17 protein-coding genes are annotated in these 17,008 nt (G+C 70.5%); 6 read left to right on the top strand and 11 right to left on the bottom strand.

Annotated elements, in window-relative coordinates:
- Positions 1-273 precede the first annotated feature (273 nt).
- Positions 274-1,554 (top strand): HlyC/CorC family transporter, encoded by a 1,281-nt coding sequence (locus P2H44_RS03870; protein WP_275762874.1) that lies wholly within the window; start codon positions 274-276, stop codon positions 1,552-1,554.
- 695 nt (positions 1,555-2,249) lie between these two features.
- Here the strand turns inward: P2H44_RS03870 and P2H44_RS03875 are convergent.
- Positions 2,250-2,768: a winged helix-turn-helix transcriptional regulator gene (locus P2H44_RS03875; protein WP_275762128.1), complete on the bottom strand. Its 519-nt coding sequence runs from the start codon at positions 2,766-2,768 to the stop codon at positions 2,250-2,252.
- Positions 2,769-3,170: 402 nt separating this feature from the next.
- On the opposite strand from P2H44_RS03875, the gene P2H44_RS03880 reads away from it, so the two are divergent.
- Positions 3,171-4,100, top strand: a complete 930-nt coding sequence (locus P2H44_RS03880; protein ID WP_275762129.1) for an NADP-dependent oxidoreductase — start codon at positions 3,171-3,173, stop codon at positions 4,098-4,100.
- A 211-nt stretch (positions 4,101-4,311) separates the two neighbouring features.
- Positions 4,312-4,917: a riboflavin synthase gene (locus tag P2H44_RS03885; RefSeq protein WP_275762130.1), complete on the top strand. Its 606-nt coding sequence runs from the start codon at positions 4,312-4,314 to the stop codon at positions 4,915-4,917.
- 179 nt (positions 4,918-5,096) lie between these two features.
- On the opposite strand, the gene P2H44_RS03890 is transcribed toward P2H44_RS03885, so the two are convergent.
- Positions 5,097-6,374 (bottom strand): serine hydrolase domain-containing protein, encoded by a 1,278-nt coding sequence (locus tag P2H44_RS03890; protein WP_275762131.1) that lies wholly within the window; start codon positions 6,372-6,374, stop codon positions 5,097-5,099.
- Positions 6,375-6,641: 267 nt separating this feature from the next.
- Between P2H44_RS03890 and ribB the strand changes: the two genes are divergently transcribed.
- The 3 genes from ribB to nusB are packed head-to-tail and all read left to right on the top strand — an operon-like array spanning position 6,642 to position 8,770.
- Positions 6,642-7,766 (top strand): 3,4-dihydroxy-2-butanone-4-phosphate synthase, encoded by a 1,125-nt coding sequence (ribB, locus tag P2H44_RS03895; protein WP_275762132.1) that lies wholly within the window; start codon positions 6,642-6,644, stop codon positions 7,764-7,766.
- A 3-nt stretch (positions 7,767-7,769) separates the two neighbouring features.
- Positions 7,770-8,246, top strand: a complete 477-nt coding sequence (locus tag P2H44_RS03900) for a 6,7-dimethyl-8-ribityllumazine synthase (protein ID WP_275762133.1) — start codon at positions 7,770-7,772, stop codon at positions 8,244-8,246.
- Positions 8,247-8,251: 5 nt separating this feature from the next.
- The gene (gene nusB / locus P2H44_RS03905; protein WP_275762134.1) at positions 8,252-8,770 is read left to right on the top strand and encodes a transcription antitermination factor NusB; all 519 of its coding nucleotides are present in this window, start codon (positions 8,252-8,254) and stop codon (positions 8,768-8,770) included.
- Positions 8,771-8,838: 68 nt separating this feature from the next.
- Here nusB and P2H44_RS25545 read toward each other — a convergent pair whose 3' ends face one another.
- The 9 genes from P2H44_RS25545 to P2H44_RS03945 all read right to left on the bottom strand — a co-directional run bounded on the left by P2H44_RS25545 (position 8,839) and on the right by P2H44_RS03945 (position 16,698).
- Complete coding sequence (locus tag P2H44_RS25545) at positions 8,839-9,204, bottom strand: HNH endonuclease (protein WP_462976256.1); 366 nt, start codon at positions 9,202-9,204, stop codon at positions 8,839-8,841.
- 358 nt (positions 9,205-9,562) lie between these two features.
- Positions 9,563-10,555 (bottom strand): ABC transporter substrate-binding protein, encoded by a 993-nt coding sequence (locus tag P2H44_RS03910; protein ID WP_275762135.1) that lies wholly within the window; start codon positions 10,553-10,555, stop codon positions 9,563-9,565.
- A gap of 152 nt (positions 10,556-10,707) precedes the next feature.
- A complete protein-coding gene (locus P2H44_RS03915) occupies positions 10,708-10,926 on the bottom strand; it encodes a hypervirulence associated TUDOR domain-containing protein (RefSeq protein WP_275762136.1) in 219 nt (72 codons plus the stop codon).
- Between the two features lie 11 nt (positions 10,927-10,937).
- Complete coding sequence (locus tag P2H44_RS03920; protein ID WP_275762875.1) at positions 10,938-11,732, bottom strand: ABC transporter permease; 795 nt, start codon at positions 11,730-11,732, stop codon at positions 10,938-10,940.
- 173 nt (positions 11,733-11,905) lie between these two features.
- Positions 11,906-12,778: an ABC transporter permease gene (locus tag P2H44_RS03925; protein WP_275762137.1), complete on the bottom strand. Its 873-nt coding sequence runs from the start codon at positions 12,776-12,778 to the stop codon at positions 11,906-11,908.
- Between the two features lie 81 nt (positions 12,779-12,859).
- Positions 12,860-13,678: an ABC transporter ATP-binding protein gene (locus P2H44_RS03930; RefSeq protein WP_275762138.1), complete on the bottom strand. Its 819-nt coding sequence runs from the start codon at positions 13,676-13,678 to the stop codon at positions 12,860-12,862.
- 6 nt (positions 13,679-13,684) lie between these two features.
- The gene (gene hydA, locus P2H44_RS03935; RefSeq protein ID WP_275762139.1) at positions 13,685-15,145 is read right to left on the bottom strand and encodes a dihydropyrimidinase; all 1,461 of its coding nucleotides are present in this window, start codon (positions 15,143-15,145) and stop codon (positions 13,685-13,687) included.
- Positions 15,146-15,187: 42 nt separating this feature from the next.
- Positions 15,188-15,358 (bottom strand): hypothetical protein, encoded by a 171-nt coding sequence (locus tag P2H44_RS03940; RefSeq protein ID WP_275762140.1) that lies wholly within the window; start codon positions 15,356-15,358, stop codon positions 15,188-15,190.
- Between the two features lie 89 nt (positions 15,359-15,447).
- A complete protein-coding gene (locus P2H44_RS03945) occupies positions 15,448-16,698 on the bottom strand; it encodes a Zn-dependent hydrolase (protein WP_275762141.1) in 1,251 nt (416 codons plus the stop codon).
- Positions 16,699-17,008: the final 310 nt, after the last annotated feature.

Here is a 17,008-nt window from a genome sequence, read left to right on the forward strand (position 1 = left end):
CCGCTTGTCCGGCCCGCGCTCGCACCCCATAAGGAGGCGTCGCAGCCCGCATCGCAATGCCCTCGCCCCGCCCTGCCCTCCTCAAGGAGCCGCCTCCCCGTGACCCCAGATCCGCGAACCGCCCCCGGCTCCGGGTCCGTCGACGCGCTCGGCGCCCCGGCCGACGCGCTCGTCCCCGCCGCCGACGCGCCGATCCGCCTGGCCCAGGCCGCCGACGCCGCGACCGCCGCCGCCGCCGCCCCGGCCGAGCCCGCCGCCTCCGGCCTCGCCGGCCTGCCGCCCGAGCTCCTGTGGATCGGCGCGGGCATCCTGCTGCTGCTGGTCGTCTCCGCCTTCTTCTCGGGCTCCGAGACCGCGCTGACGGCCGCCTCCCGCGCCAAGCTGCACGGCATGGCCGACCGCGGCTCCCGCGGGGCGCAGGCGGCGCTGAGGGTCAAGGAGGACGGCGAGCGGCTGATCGGCTCGATCCTGCTGGGCAACAATATCGCCAACATCCTCGGCACCGCGCTCGCGACCTCCTTCTTCACGCTGCTGGTGGGGCAGAACGGCATCGCCGTCGCCACCATCGCGATGACCGCCATGGTGGTGATCTTCTCCGAGATCGCGCCCAAGAACTACGCCATCTCCAACCCCGAGCGGGCCGCCGCCTTCGTCGCGCGCCCGATCAGCCTGGTGGTTTGGCTCTTCGCGCCCGTGGTCGGCGCGGTCACCGTCTTCGTGCGCCTGCTGCTGCGCCTCGTGGGCATCCGCATGGACCCCGAGACCCACGCGCTGGCGCTGGACGAGATCCGCGGCGCCATCGACCTCCACCACTCCGAAGGCGCGGTGGAGAAGGCCGAGCGCGACCGCCTGCTCGCCGCCCTCGACCTGCGCGAGCGCGAGGTGGCCGAGGTGATGCGCCACCGCCGCAACATCGAGACGATCGACGCCTCCCTGCCCCCGGCCGAGATCCTCGACTACTGCCTGAAGTCCGCCCACACCCGGATCCCGCTGTGGCGCGACGAGCCCGAGAACATCGTCGGCGTGATCCACGCCAAGGACCTGCTGCGCGCCGTCCACCGCCTGACCGCCGGCGCCTCCGACGGGTGGAAGGCGCTCGAGCGGCTCGACGTGCTGGAGGTGGCGATGGAGCCGTGGTTCGTCCCCGACACCACCTCGCTCGACGAGCAGCTGCGCGCCTTCCTCACCCGCCGCTCGCATTTCGCGCTGGTGGTGGACGAGTACGGCGCCCTGCAGGGCCTGCTGACGCTGGAGGACATCCTCGAGGAGATCGTGGGCGACATCGCCGACGAGCACGACGCCGAGGTCGAGGGCCTGACCCGCCTGCCCGACGGCGCGCTGATCGTGAACGGGGCCACCACCATCCGCGACTTCATGCGCGCCACCGACTGGACCCTGCCCGACGACGAGGCCAACACCATCGCCGGCCTGGTGATCCACGAGGCCCAGGCGATCCCCTCCGCCGGCCAGATCTTCTCCTTCCACGGCTTCCGCTTCGAGGTGCTGGAGCGCCGCCGCAACCAGATCACCCGCCTGAAGGTGAAGAAGCTGTAGGCTGCGACGGACGGGGGCGCGGGGGCCGGGGGCGGCGGGGATGAAGCCGGCGCAGAGTGGGGCCTCGGTCCCAGCGGCGCCTTGCAGCTCCTCACCTCGTCCCGGTCTCCGCAGCGTGTCCGGATCGCCCGGGCGGCGCCGCCTGCCGACCGCGGCCCCCAAAGCGCCGCGTCCGCTCTCGCGCCAGCCGCCGCCGTCTCGCCCGCGGCGCGCCCCAGCCTGCGTGCCCGTGGCGGGGCGTATCCGCGAGCCTCGCAATCGGATGCTCGGACGACCCGCCAAGGCCGACGGCGAAGCCAAAGAAGCCCAAAAAAAGATACCTGCTATCTTCTCGGAACCACAGGCAGGCGCTCGTCTCGCCAACTGCTTGACGGTGTCTGCAGGGCTGGATGCGCCACGGGGTCGGACCCTTAGGTGCAGCTGCCGGTGGCCGGATCAACTCCGCTCCTCGCAAGACCGGGCGCGCTGCAGATAAGTTGCGTCGTTCTTTGGCCAGGTCGTGGCGTCGCCGTCTCCGCGCGCTCGGACAAGCGACCGGTCTGGGATGCCGAGGACAGCTGAGCATGAACGAGGGGGCGGGCCCCCGACACCGACCTCATTCTACTGAAAATCCACGCGGCCAAAGAGGTCCGGCTTCGACGCTCCTGAAAGTACGCCCGCTCCGGGGCGGACTCCTCGCCGCGCTCTCCGTCGCCTCACTTGATCCCGGCGATGCGCCTCCAGCTTTCGGCGCTCAGCACGGCGCCGTCCGCCTTCGCCCGCGAGACCAGGATGCGCGCCGCATGGGCCTCCGACCACCGGCAGAGCCTGCGCAGCGGAACGGCGAGGTCCCTGCCCAGGGGCGTCAGCGCGTACGAGACCCGGGGCGGCGAGGCCGGCTCGACATGGCGCGCCACCAGCCCGTCGCGCTCCAGCTCGCGCAGGGCCTGGGTCAACATCTTGGGCGTCGCTCCCTCGACCTTCCGCGCAAGCTCCGAGTGGCGCATCGACCCCATCGCGAGCGCTGAGACCACCAGCACCACCCACTTGTTCGCCAGGATCCGCAGCACCGCATGGCTCGCGCAGTCGCGCCGGAAGGCGTCGAAGACGATCGGGGCGCCGCCGCCCGCCGGGAAAGCCGCCGCCGGGTCCGCCGGCGCCGCGCCTGTCGCCGCCTCCAGCGCCCCGACCCCGGGAGACGCTGGCTCGGGCGAGCCGTCGTCGGGGGCGGTCATCCCATGCGCTGCACGCGCTGTCCGGGTCGTCGCCGCATGGCCGCCCTTCGGCGCCAAGCGCGCCCGTCCCTGGTCAAGCGCCGCTCGAACGCCCGACCGAGCTTCGGACCGCACGTCGCCGTCGACCGTCGGCCCAGGCGTCGCGTCGCGACGCGGACCTGACCCGCCGGCGTCGGCGGTCGTCTTCGAAGCCTCGGGCGACGGCGCACACCGCGACCTAACTTGGACCGGGCCGACCGTCCGGGTCAGCGCCCCCGGATCGTCGGGGTCGGTCTTCGCCTCGTCTCCGCCACGCCGCCCGGTCCCACTATGCATGAGATACCTGCTCTCTTGAAGGTAGCCGTCTCCTGCAGCATGGTCCGCGGCAATCGTTACGAAAATCGAAACCAGGCAGGAAACGCGATGCGCAAGATCTCCCAATCCGCCACGGGCGGCCCCGAGGTGCTGGAGCTGATCGAGGCGCCCGATCCCGTCCCCGCCACGGGCGAGGCGCTGGTCGCGGTCGCCGCCGCCTCGATCAACCCCGTCGACATCGCCTTCCGCGAGGGCCTGTTCCCGATGCTGCCCGACCTGCCCTTCACCGTGGGCTGGGACGTCGCCGGCACGGTCGCGGCCGTGGGCGAGGGCGAGGCGCCCTTCGCCCCCGGAACCCGCGTCTTCGGCATGCCGCGCTTTCCCAAGGAGGCCGGCGGCTACGCCTCGATGATCGCCGCGCCCGCCGCCGAGCTCGCCGCCACGCCCGAGGCGTGGAGCGACGTGCAGGCCGCCGCCGTGCCGCTCGCCGGGCTCACCGCCTGGCAGGGCCTGGTGAAGGCGGGCAAGATCCAGGCCGGCCAGCGGGTGCTGATCACCGCGGCGGCGGGCGGCGTGGGCCATCTCGCCGTGCAGATCGCCGCCGCCTTCGGCGCCGAGACGACGGCCTCCGCCTCCGCCGCCAAGCACGACCGGCTGCGCGAATGGGGGGCGGTCGAGACGCTCGACTACGCCTCCGAGCCCGCCGACGCGAAGGGCGCGCGCTTCGACCTGATCTTCGACGCCTTCGGGGGCGAGACGACCGAGGCGCTGCTGCCCGCGCTGGTTCCCGGCGGCACGATCGTTAGCCTGCGCGACCCCTCCGCCGGCACCCGCGAGCGGGCCGAGGCCGAGGGCAAGACCCTGCGCCGCATCGGCGTGCGCCCCAACGGCGAGCAGCTCGCCGAGCTCGCGCGCCTCGGCGCCGAGGGAAAGCTGACCCCCGAGGTCGCCCGCACCTTCCCCCTCGCCGAGGCGGGCGCCGCCCAGACCTGGCTGAAGGAGGCCCGCCCCGTCGGCAAGGTCGTGCTGATCCCCTGAGCCCCGCTCCGGACGGCGCCGCCGCGGCCGACGGAGACGCGGCGCCGGCCTGCGGCGGCGCCCTGTCCGGCCGCCGGGCGCAGGGGGCCGCAGGCCGGGGGCGAACGACGCGCCCCCGGCGTTCCACAGCTCGCGTCCGCCTTGCGCCGCCTCTTGCTCCGCGGGGCGCGCATCGCTAGGTCCACGGGGACGCATTCGGGAGGCTCTTTCCATGTTCACCGGCATCGTGACCGACATCGGCGAGATCGCCTCGCTGGAGAAGCGCGGCGACCTGCAGGCGCGGATCCTGTGCGCCCCCGCGACCGCGCGGGCCGAGCTCGGCGCCTCGATCGCTTGCGACGGCGCCTGCCTGACCGTGATCGCCTCGGGCGAGACCGAGGACGGGCGCGGCTGGTTCGAGGTCGACGTCTCCGCCGAGACGGTGGCCAAGACCAACCTCTCCGCCTGGACGCCGGGCGCGCGCATCAACCTCGAGCGGGCGCTGAAGGTGGGCGACGAGTTGGGCGGCCATATCGTCACCGGCCATGTCGACGCGCCGGCCGAGATCCTCTCGATGACCGAGGAGGGGGATTCGACCCGCGTCCTGTTCCGCGCGCCCGACCACCTGGCGAAGTTCATCGCGCCGAAGGGTTCGGTCTGCCTCAACGGCACCTCGCTGACGGTGAACGAGGTCGAGGGCGCGACCTTCGGCGTGAACCTGATCCCCCACACCAAGACCGTCACCACCTGGGGCCTGCGCAAGCCCGGCGACCGGGTGAACCTCGAGATCGACACGCTCGCGCGCTACGTGGCGCGGCTGAACGAGGCCGCCGGCTGAGGGCGGTATCGGAAAGAAAGCGTCCCGGAACGGGGCGATCTCGGCGCCCCTGACCGGGCGGTCCGCGCGGGCGAACGCAGGCGAAAGATCGCCAACCCGGACCGGAACGCGAAACGGCGGCCCCCAGGGGCCGCCGTCCGCGTCTCGGAGCATCGCGAGGGGAACGTCCCCCCGCCTGGTCAGTTGGTCGGCTGCGCGTCGGTCATCGCGGCGTAGACCATGCTCTTCAGCCAGGGGCGCATCTGGCCGCCCTTGGGGCGCGACTGGATCATGAAGACCACCTGCAGGTCGTTCATCGGATCGTTCCACCAGGCCGTGCCCGCGGCGCCGCCCCAGCGGTACTCGCCCTTGCGGCCCATGTCCGAGGCGATCCCGTCGCCCTCGCGCACCGCCACGCCCAGGCCGAAGGTGTAGCCCGCGCCCGGCAGGTAGTACTTGCCCGGCACGATCGCCTCGCCCAGGTGGTCCGAGGTCATCCAGGCGATGGTCTGCGGCGACAGCAGGCGCGCCCCGTCCAGCTCGCCCCCGTTCAGCAGCATCTGGGCGAAGCGCGAATAGTCGTCGAGGGTCGAATGCAGGCCCCCGCCCCCGCTCTCGAAGGCGACCTTCACGCGGGGATCGGCCATGTCGTAGGGCCCGATCTTGGAATACTGGGGATAGGGCTCGGCGATGCGCTCATGCAGGGCCGGATCCTCGACCGAGAACATCGTGTCGGTCATGCCCAGCGGCTGGAAGATCATCTCCTCGAAGACCTGGCCCAGGGGCTTGCCCGCCACCACCTCGACCACCGCGCCCAGCACGTCGGTCGAGCGGGAGTATTCCCACTTCTCGCCCGGATGATGCTCCAGCGGCAGCTTGGCGAGGTCGGCGGCGTTCTCGCGGTTGGTGCGCGCCGCGTCGCCCGCCCGCGCGTCCAGATAGGCCTTGCGCGCCGGACCCTGGCCGAAGAAGCCGTAGGTCAGGCCCGAGGTGTGGCGCAGCAGGTCATGCACCGTCATCTCGCGCTTCGCCGGCTCGGTGATCGGCTTGCCGTCGTCGCCGGTCCCGGTCGCGACCGTCATCTCCTTGTATTCCGGCAGGTACTTGGAGACCGTGTCGCCGACCTCCAGCTTGCCCTGCTCGACCAGCATCAGGGCGGCCACCGAGGTGATCGGCTTGGTCATCGAATAGATGCGGAAGATCGCGTCGCGCGTCATCTCCGGCCCGTCGGGACGGATGTCGCCCAGAACGGCGGTGTGCACGATCTTGCCGTGGCGCGCGATCAGGATCGAGGCGCCGGGCATGTCGCCGGCGTCGATATGCTCTTGGAGCTTCGCGTCGATCGCCGCCAGCCGCTCGGCGTCGAAGCCGAGCGCGGACGGATCGCCCTGGGGCAGCGGATCGGCCAGCGCCGGGAAAGCCAGCGCAAGGCCGAGCGTGAGCGCCGCGCCGAAGCGGGCGGGGGAAAAGGGTCTCATGGGCGTCCTCCCTGGACGTCGGTCTGAAATCGTCCGGCCGGTGTTCCGGTCCGGGCCCGCCGCCGGCGGAGACGGCGCGCCCTGCGAGGCTAGCCGCAACCGTAGGCCTCCGCCAAGCGATCTCCGCCGACCGCCGGTCGGCGTCCCGTCCCGCGGAAACGGCCCGTCTCCGTCCCGGGACCGCCCGGCGGACGCATCCCGTCTGGCCTCGCGGCCGCTTCCGCGGTAAGTCCGCCCCGTCAAGAAGAAGAGGCCCAGGCGAGACTCATGGCTGGCAGCGACTATTCCGACGCCCTCTCCTCGGTCGAGGAGATCATCGAGGACGCGCGCAACGGGCGCATGTTCATCCTCGTCGACCACGAGGACCGCGAGAACGAGGGCGACCTCGTGATCCCCGCGCAGATGGCGACCCCCGACGCGATCAACTTCATGGCGATGCACGGCCGCGGCCTGATCTGCCTCGCGATGACCGCCGAGCGGATCGAGGAGCTGGGCCTGCCGCTCATGTCCTCGAACAACCAGTCGCGACACGAGACCGCCTTCACCACCTCGATCGAGGCGCGCGAGGGCGTGACCACCGGCATCTCGGCCGCCGACCGGGCGCGCACGATCTCGGTCGCCATCGACCGTCGCTCGGGCCCCGCCGACATCGCCACTCCCGGCCACGTGTTCCCGCTGCGCGCCCGCGACGGCGGCGTGCTGGTGCGCGCCGGCCATACCGAGGCCGCGGTCGACATCTCCCGCCTCGCCGGGCTCAACCCCTCGGGCGTGATCTGCGAGATCATGAAGGAGGACGGGACGATGGCCCGCCTCCCCGACCTCGTCTCCTTCGCCCAGAAGCACGGGCTCAAGATCGGCGCGATCTCGGACCTGATCGCCTACCGCCGCCGCCACGACAACCTGGTGCGCGAGGCCGCGGCCCGTCCCGTCCACTCGCCCCACGGCGGCGACTGGCTGCTGCGGGTCTTCACCGACGCGACCTCCCAGTCCGAGCACCTGATCCTGTCCAAGGGCGACCTTTCCGCCCCCGGCCCGGTGCTGGTGCGCATGCACGTGCTCAACCCCGTCGACGACATCGTGGGCGCGAACCCCGCCCGTTCCGGCCTGGTCGAGACGGCGATGAAGACCATCGCCGCCGAGGGCCGCGGCGTGATCGTGCTGCTGCGCGACCACTCCCCCGGCCGGCTCGCGGGGATGATGGGCGACGCGCCCCGGGGCGTCTCGACCCAGATCCTGCGCCAGTACGGCATCGGCGCCCAGATCCTCGCCGCGCTCGGCGTGCACGAGATGGAGCTGCTGACCTCGGCCGCCGCGCCCCGCGTCGTCGGGCTCGAGGGCTACGGCCTCTCGATCGCCGGCGTGCGTCCCCTGAAACCCAGCGAGGAGGGCTGAGACATGGCCAGCACGGAACAGGAAGGCGCGCTGCCGCTGCCGGTGTTCGAGGGGTTCTCCCCCAACATCCTGCTCGTCGTCGCGCCCTTCTACCGCAAGATCGCCGACGACCTGATCGCGGGCGCGGCGGCCACGCTGAAGGCCGCCGGCGCCACCCATGACGTGATCGAGGTGCCCGGCGCGCTCGAGATCCCGCCCGCCATCCGCATGGCCCACGCCCGCGGCGGCTACGAGGGCTACGTGGCGCTCGGCTGCATCATCCGCGGCGAGACCTACCATTTCGAGCTGGTGTGCAACGAGAGCGGGCGCGGCATCACGCTGCTCGGCCTCGACGGGCTCGCCATCGGCAACGGCATCCTCACCACCGAGGACATGGCCCAGGCCGTGGTGCGCGCCGATCCGAACGAGATGGACAAGGGCGGCGGCGCAGCCGCGGCGGCCCTGCACCTGGTGGCGCTGGCGCGCCGCTTCGCGGGATGATCGCCATGACCGACACGCCCGAAACCCCCGAGGAGGCCCCGGCCCCCCGCCCCGAGCCCAGCCGGCAGGAAAAGAAGCTGATGCGCTCCGCCGCGCGGCTCGCCGCCGTCCAGGCCCTCTTCCAGATGGAGAAGAGCGGCGAGGACTGGCGCGAGGTGCGGCGCGAGTTCGTCAACCACCGCTTCGGCCAGTCGGTCGAGGGGGACGAGTATCGCGAGGCGGACCCGTACCTCTTCGACGCGATCCTCGAGGGCACGGTGAACCGCCAGGCCCAGATCGACCAGGCGACCAACCGCGCCCTGGCCGAGAACTGGCCGATCCACCGCATCGACCCGACGCTCCGCGCCATCTTCCGCGCCGCGGGGGCGGAGCTGTTCGACACCACGGTGACGCCCCCAAAGGTGATCATCTCCGAGTTCGTCGACGTCGCCCGCGCCTTCTTCCCCGAGGGCAAGGAAGGCGGCTTCGTCAACGCCGTCCTCGACAAGGTCGCCCGCGAAGCCCGCCCCGACGCCTTCCGCTGAGGGCGGCGCGCCGTCTGATCGCGAAACGGGCCGCCCCCGGAAGGGGCGGCCCGTTTTCGCTGGCGGCTCTAGGGAGTTTCAGGCGATAGAGAGTCCACGCTCTGCATTCGCCGCCATGCCTGACGCCTCAATCTCTTGCGGCGCTTCCACGCCTCGGCCGAGGGCGCCGTCCCCGACACGGCATGGTGCCGCCCATGGTTGCAGGCCCGGCACGCCGCCACGATGTTCGCCTCTGCGTTCGTGCCCCCGTCGCAGCGCGCCTGCAGGTGCTCGGCCGTGCATCGCAGGTCCCTCACCTGCGCCCGGGTCAGCCCGAGCGCCTTGGCGAGGGCTTTCGCGTTTGCACGCCACATCGGCGCGCCGCAATACCAGCAGCGCCCGCCCTGAGCGTCCATCTTTGCATTCCGAATTCTTTGAAGTCTTGCTTCGACCATCCAGGCTCTCCGAGCTTCCACCAACTCGAAGTCCGCCGCATCGGCGATCCTTCGATGTGAAAGCGCAGCGCCCGCTATAGGGAGCGCCCGGGAGACCCGAGGATAGTCCTGCGCCAACGGTCCCTGAAAAAGACCGCTCACGTGCGAAAGGACCAACCCTCCCGCGCGACCAATCTGGCCGCTCGCGCCCTCCAGATCAACGATTCCGGGCGCCAGCCCTCAAGAGCTTTCCGTTTCGTTTCTGAAAACCCCCAAACCCCTCCGATTAAATCACCCGATCGGATTTAGTCGCCCACCCCCGCGCACGAAAAAGGGGCCGCTGAAGCGGCCCCTTCCCCGTCTCGCGGCGCCGCTGGGCTCAGAGCGCCTCGTCGGTGATCTCGTGGGTCCAGGCGCCCTCGGGGGCCTTGGTGATCACCGGGTCGGAGCCGCCGGCGAGCAGGCTGTCGACGGTGCGCTTGTAGTCGGCCTCGTCCAGCGCGCCGTTGGAGCCGGAGGTGAGCTTGGCGATCTCGCCCATCATCCGCTTCTGGTGCTTCTCGGTCTGGGCGCCGGTGGCGTCGTTCTCGAGCACGATCTCGGCGGCCTCGTCCGGGTTCTCCTCGGCGTATTTCCAGCCCTTCATCGACGCGCGGACGAACTTGACCATCTTCTCCTTGAACGCGGGATCTTTCAGATTGTCCTCAAGGACATAGAGCCCGTCCTCGAGCGTCGCGACGCCCTGGTCCTCGTACTTGAAGGTGACCAGCTCGTCCTCGGAGATGCCGGCGTCGATCACCTGCCAGTACTCGTTGTAGGTCATGGTCGAGATGCAGGCCGCCTGCTTCTGCAGCAGCGGGTCGACGTTGAAGCCCTGCTTGAGCACCGTCACCCCGTCGGCGCCGCCCTCGGTCGGAATGCCGAGGTGGCCCATCCAGCTCAGGAACGGGTACTCGTTGCCGAAGAACCAGACGCCGAGCGTCTTGCCCGGGAAGTCCTCGGGCGAGGACACGCCGGATTCCTTGAGGCAGGTCAGCATCATGCCGGAGTGCTTGAAGGGCTGGGCGATGTTGACCACCGGCACGCCGCGCTCGCGCGCCGCGAGCGCCGAGGGCATCCAGTCGACCATCACGTCGGCGCCGCCGCCCGCCAGCACCTGCACGGGCGCGATGTCGGGACCGCCGGGCAGGATCTCGACCTCGAGGCCCTCTTCCTCGTAGAAGCCCTTGTCCGCGGCCACGTAGTAGCCGGCGAACTGGGCCTGCGTCACCCACTTGAGCTGCAGGGTCACGTCCTGCGCATGGGCGGCCCCGGCGGCGGCGAGGCCGGCCACGGCCGCCACCGCGGCGGCGAGAAGGGAACGGTGGGTCATCTGGCTCTCCTGTCGGTGTCCCGGGATCCTTCGCCCCGGTTTTGTCCACTTGATAAAAGGCGTATCGCGCCGACCTCGAACCCGTCAACAGAGCTGAACGCCCATGGAACGGTCAGGCCCGCGGCCCCGCCCGAAAGGCGGGCGCCGGCGCCTCAGCCAAGGCTGATTTCCGTATGCAATTTAAGCACTTCTCCCCCGTCGGCCTGGATGATCAGGTAGGCCGGCCGCTCGGGCGAGCCGTTGCGCACGATGCGCGAGCCCTTGATGGTGCGCTCCACCCGCTCGGTGTGCACCTCCTCGACGCGGCCCTCGGCCCGGCCGTTCCCCCAGCGCCAGATCACACGGTCGCCCCGCTGGTATGCCTCGGCCATGTCGTCGCTCCTCATCGTCTCTGGGAAGGGTGCCAGAAAGTGATGGAGCGCTCGACCAGCGAGACAAGGCCGTAGAACAGCGACCCCGCCACCGCGGCCACCGCGATCTCGGCCCAGACCATGTCCACGTTCATCCGCCCGACCTCGGTCGAGATGCGGAAGCCCATGCCCACGGTGGGGGTGCCGAAGAACTCGGCCACGATGGCGCCGATCAGGGCCAGCGTGCTGGCGATCTTCAGGCCGTTGAAGATGAAGGGCGCGGCCATGGGCAGGCGGAGCCTCAGCAGCTCCTGGCGCGGGGTGGCGGCCCAGGTGCGCATCAGGTCCCGCTGCATCCGGTCGGCGGCCTTCAGCCCCTCGACCGTGTTCACCAGCACCGGGAAGAACACCATGATCACCACGACCGCGGCCTTCGAGGGCCAGTCGAAGCCGAACCACATCACCATGATCGGCGCGACGCCTACGATCGGCAGGGCGGCCACGAAGTTCCCCACCGGCAGCAGGCCGCGCTGGAGGAAATCCGACCGCTCGATCGCCAGCGCCGTCAGGAAGGCCGAGCCGCAGCCCAGCGCGTAGCCGATCAGCACCGACTTCAGGAAGGTCTGCTGGAAGTCGGCCCACAGGATCTCGGGCGAGGAGACCAGCCGCGCGAAGATCATCGACGGGGGCGGCAGCAGCACCGTGGGCACGTTCGCGCCGCGCACGATCGCCTCCCACAACAGCAGCAGCGTGGCCCCGAAGACGATGGGCGCGGCCAGCGCCGCCGCCCTGCCCCAGGTCCGGTCCCGGTCCGCCAGCCGCGCCAGCGCCGAGACCAGCGCCGCCGCCGCCGCCCAGCCCGCGACCACGCAGACCCAGAAGGAGACCCCGGGCCCGAGGGCGAGCAGCGCCCGCCCCACCACCACCGCCGCGACCGCGAGCGCCAGCAGCCCCGCCGCCCGCGCGCGGACCGTTCCGACGGAGGTCGTCGTCGCCACGCTCATCGTCCGAACCCCATGCGCGCCAGCGTGATGCGCCCCGCAAGCCCGATGATCGCCACCAGCGCGGCGGCGAGCGCCGCGGCGGCGAAGAGCGCGGCCCAGATCTGGATGGTCTGCCCGTAGTAGCTGCCCGCCAGCAGCCGCGCGCCCAGGCCCGCGACCGCGCCGGTGGGCATCTCGCCCACGATGGCGCCGACCAGGCTCGCGGCCACGGCGATCTTGAGCGAGGCGAAGAGGTATGGCGCCGCCGCCGGCCAGCGCAGCTTCCAGAAGGTCTGCCCGCCCGAGGCCGACCAGGTCCGCATCAGGTCGAGCTGGATCCGGTCGGGGGAGCGCAGGCCCTTCACCATGCCCACCACCACGGGGAAGAAGGAGAGATAGGTCGAGATCAGCGCCTTGGGCACCAGCCCCTGCAGCCCCACCGCGTTCAGCACCACGATGATCATCGGCGCCAGCGCCAGGATCGGGATGGTCTGGGAGGCGATCACCCAGGGCATGATCGACAGGTCCATGGCCCGCGAATGCACGATCCCCACCGCCAGCAGCATCCCCAGCCCGGTGCCGAACAGGAACCCCAGCAGCGTCGCCGACAGGGTGATCCAGCCGTGGTAGACGAGGCTGCGCTTGGAGGTGATCTTCTTCTCGGCCGTCGTCTCCCAGATCTCGACGACGACCTGGTGGGGGGCGGGCAGCACCGGCCGCTCCTGCGCCATGGTGCCCGCGGCCATGTCGAGGAAGGCGACCTCGGTCTTCGCCCGCGCCGCCTGGTCCCGCTCCCACGGCAGGTTGAGCGCCAGCGCGCCGAGGTACCACAGCGCCACGATGGCGGCGACGACGGCCAGCACCGGCAGGGCGTTGCGGCCGAGGCTCATGACCGCCCCCGCTTGGCGCGTCCCGATGCGCCGTGCGCCGCCTGCAGGACCGGCGCATGGAGATGCGCCCGACGGGCCGGCTCAGTCATAGGAATGCCCCGCGCGCAGCCCCTCGCGCACCCGGTGGGCGACGGCGAGGAACTCCGGGCTCTCGCGGATGTCGAGCGGACGGTCGAGCGGCAGGGGGCTCTCGATCACGTCCACGATCCGGCCGGGGCGCGGGCTCATCACCACGATGCGGGTCGAGAGATAGACCGCCTCCGGGATCGAATGGGTGACGAAGCCGATGGTCTTTCCCGTTTCCCGCCAGAGCCTTAGAAGCTGTTCGTTGAGGTGGTCCCTCACGATCTCGTCCAGCGCGCCGAAGGGCTCGTCCATCAGCAGGATGTCGGCGTCGAAGGCGAGCGCGCGGGCGATGGAGGCCCGCTGCTGCATGCCACCCGAGAGCTGCCAGGGATATTTCTTGCCGAACCCGTCGAGCTCGACCAGCTTCAGCACCCGCTCGATCCGCTGGGTCTGCTCGGCCTTCGAGAAGCCCATGATCTCGAGCGGCAGGCGGATGTTGCCGGCGATGGTCCGCCAGGGATAGAGCGCGGCCGCCTGGAAGACGTAGCCGTAGGCGCGGGCGCGCCGCGCCTCCTCCGGGCTCATGCCGTTGACCGAGATCGTGCCCGAGGTCGGCCGCTCCAGGTCCGCCACCACGCGCAGGAAGGTGGTCTTCCCGCACCCCGACGGCCCGATGAAGGAGACGAAGTCGCCCTGCCCGATGGTCAGGTCGATGTCGGACAGCGCATGCACCGGCCCGTCGTTGGTGTTGAAGGTCAGGCACAGGTCCCGCGCCTCGATCACCGATCGAGGCGCGGCGGCGTTGGCTCGGGTCGCGTCGGCGGCCTGGCTCATCGGCGCTCAGACCCCCGAGGGGATGTTGAGCGGATCGCGCTCGATCGCCCGCGGCGCGGTCAGGGCCTTCCAGGTCGACAGCGCCTTGTTCGGCGCCGGGAAGGCCGGGCGCGGGATGAACTTGCCCCGGCCGGGCTGGGGCTGGGAGTTCTGGCCGGCGGCCCAGACGACGTCCCCGCGGGACAGCGTGTAGCGCGGCAGGCCCGTCACCTCGAACCCCTCGAAGACGTTGTAGTCGATGATGGATTTCTGGGTGGCGGCCGAGATGGTCTTGGTGGCCTTCGGGTCCCACACCACGATGTCCGCATCCGCCCCGGGCAGGATCGCGCCCTTGCGGGGATAGACGTTGAGGATCTTGGCGATGTTGGTCGAGGTCACGGCGACGAACTCTTCCGGCGTCAGCCGGCCGGTCTCGACGCCATGGGTCCACAGGACCGAGAGCCGGTCCTCGATGCCGCCGGTCCCGTTGGGGATCTTGGTGAAGTCGCCCAGGCCGAACCGCTTCTGCTCGGTCGAGAAGGCGCAGTGGTCGGTCGCCACCACCTGCAGGGAGCCGGCCGAGAGGCCGTTCCACAGGCCGTTCTGATGCTCCTTGTTGCGGAACGGCGGGGACATCACGCGGCGGGCGGCGTAGTCCCAGTCCTTGTCGAAATACTCGCTCTCGTCGAGCGTCAGGTGCTGGATCAGCGGCTCGCCGTAGACGCGCATGCCCTTCTGGCGGGCCCGGCGGATCGCCTCGTGCGCCTGCTCGCAGGAGACGTGGACGATGTAGAGCGGCACGCCCGCCGCATCCGCGATCATGATCGCGCGGTTGGCGGCCTCGCCCTCCACCTCGGGCGGGCGCGAGTAGGCGTGGCCCTCGGGGCCCGTCACCCCGTCGGCCATGTACTTCGCCTGCAGCTCGGCGACGATGTCGCCGTTCTCGGCATGGACCAGCGGCATCGCGCCCAGCTCGGCGCAGCGCTTGAACGAGGCGAACATCTCGTCGTCCTGCACCATCAGCGCGCCCTTGTAGGCCATGAAGTGCTTGAACGTGTTGATGCCGCGGTCGACGGCCCACTTCATCTCCTCGAAGATCGTCTCGTTCCAGCCGGTGATGGCCATGTGGTACGAGATGTCGACCGAGATCTGGTCCTTCGACTTGCGGTCCCACTCGAGGATCGCGTTCCTGATGGATCCGTCCTCGCCCGGCAGGCAGAAGTCGACCAGCATCGTGGTCCCGCCCGCGGCGGCGGCGAAGGTGCCGGATTCGAACGTTTCGGCGGCTGTCGTGCCCATGAAGGGCATTTCCAGGTGCGTATGCGGGTCGATGCCGCCGGGCATGACGTAGGCGCCCTCGGCGTCGATGGTCTCGTCGCCCTTCAGGTTCGCGCCGATCTCGAGGATCGTCTCCCCGTCGATCAGGACGTCGGCCTCGTACGTGCGGTCGGCGGTGACGATCGTGCCGCCCTTGATGACTTTGGTCATTGGTGCATCCCTGCTGATGAGTTTTCTCGGCGCGGTTATTGGTCAGATGACTCCGCGCCGTTTGAGGTCATCGCGATCAAACGCGCCGTCGATGATCAGGTCCCCACTGACTTGCCCATCTTGCTCAGCGGAGTTTGCTTTAACCCAGACTTTCCAGCCAGGGTTCATCAGCAAGAACACCGCAGCATCTTCGATCAGATCGAATTCGCGCACGTCAACGACTTCATTCGAACCCGGAGGGAAACAAGCGAACTTTCCCTTTCGACGCGCCGCTTCGCGTCCCGATGGCTTATGAACAATCCTCACCCCACGATCTCCGCCGTCTCCAGCACCGCGCGCAGCAGCACGTTCGTGCCCTTCGCCGCCCACTCCTGGGTGATCTCCTCGTCCTCGTTGTGGCTCAGGCCGTCCACGCAGGGGCACATGATCATCGAGGTGGGGGCCACCTTGTTGATCCAGCAGGCGTCGTGGCCGGCGCCGGAGATGATGTTCATGTGGGAGTAGCCCAGCGACTCGGCCGCCTTGCGCACCGCGGTCACGCAGCCCTCGTCGAAGGTGACCGGGTCGAAGTGGCCGGCGACCTCGATCTCGATGCCGAGCCCGAGGTCGGCTGCGATCTTGGGGGCCTCCGCCTCCAGCCGCGCGCGCATCCCGTCGAGCTTCGCCTGGTCGGGGGAGCGGAAGTCGACCGTGAAGACGGTCTTGCCCGGGATCACGTTGCGCGAGTTGGGGTAGACCTCGACATGGCCGATGGCGCCCACGGCGCCGGGCTGGGCGTCCATGGCGATGGTGTGCACCAGCTCGGTGATGCGCGCCATGCCCAGGCCCGCGTTCACCCGCATCGCCATGGGGGTCGAGCCGGTGTGCGCGTCCTTGCCGGTCAGGGTGATCTGCAGCCACCACAGGCCCTGGCCGTGGGTGACGACGCCGATGTCCTTGCCCTCGGCCTCCAGGATCGGACCCTGCTCGATGTGCAGCTCGAACATCGCCTTCATCGGGCGGCCGCCGACCTCCTCCTCGCCCTTCCAGCCGATGCGCTCCAGCTCGGCGCCGAAGGACTTGCCCTCGGCGTCGGTGCGCTCATAGGCCCAGTCCATCTCGTGCACGCCGGCGTAGACGCCCGAGGCGAGCATGGCGGGGGCGAAGCGGGTGCCCTCCTCGTTGGTCCAGTTGACCACCACGATGGGGTGCTTCGTCTTCACGTTCAGGTCGCGCAGGGTGCGCACCACCTCGAGTCCGCCGAGCACGCCCAGGATGCCGTCGTAGCGCCCGCCGGTGGGCTGGGTGTCGAGATGCGAGCCCATGTAGACCGGCGGCAGGGAGGGGTCCTCCCCCTCCAGCCGGGCGAACATGTTGCCCATCTTGTCCACGCCCATGGTCATGCCCGCGTCCTCGCACCAGGACTGGAACAGGCGGCGGCCCTCGGCGTCGGCGTCGGTCAGCGTTTGGCGGTTGTTGCCGCCCCGCACGCCCGGCCCGATCTTGGCGAGCTCGTGGATCGAGTCCCACAGGCGGTCGGAGTTGATCTGGAGGTTGGAGCCGAGGTCAGCCATGGGTGCGATACAGCCTGTCTTGGCCGCGCCGGGCGCGGCGGAGGGAGAGATGCGGGCGGAGGGGCGGCGCTGCGCCGAACGACCGGCGGGAGCCGGGTCGCGGAGCCTCAGGACGGGTGCGCGTGGCGTCTGGCGTCGCGCCTGCGGGCATCGGGGAGGTCCTCCGGCCTTCGCCGGGGCCGCCCCCGGACCGGCGAAAGCTCTTGCGGCGAGTTAACCGTCTGGTCAAAGTTCACGCTAGCAGGACGGCCCCGACCGTCAACAGGAAAACCCGGGAGGCGAGCGGCCCATGACGGCGACAGCAGCGCGC

This window comes from Albimonas marina, assembly GCF_029223255.1.
Taxonomy (GTDB): domain Bacteria; phylum Pseudomonadota; class Alphaproteobacteria; order Rhodobacterales; family Rhodobacteraceae; genus Albimonas.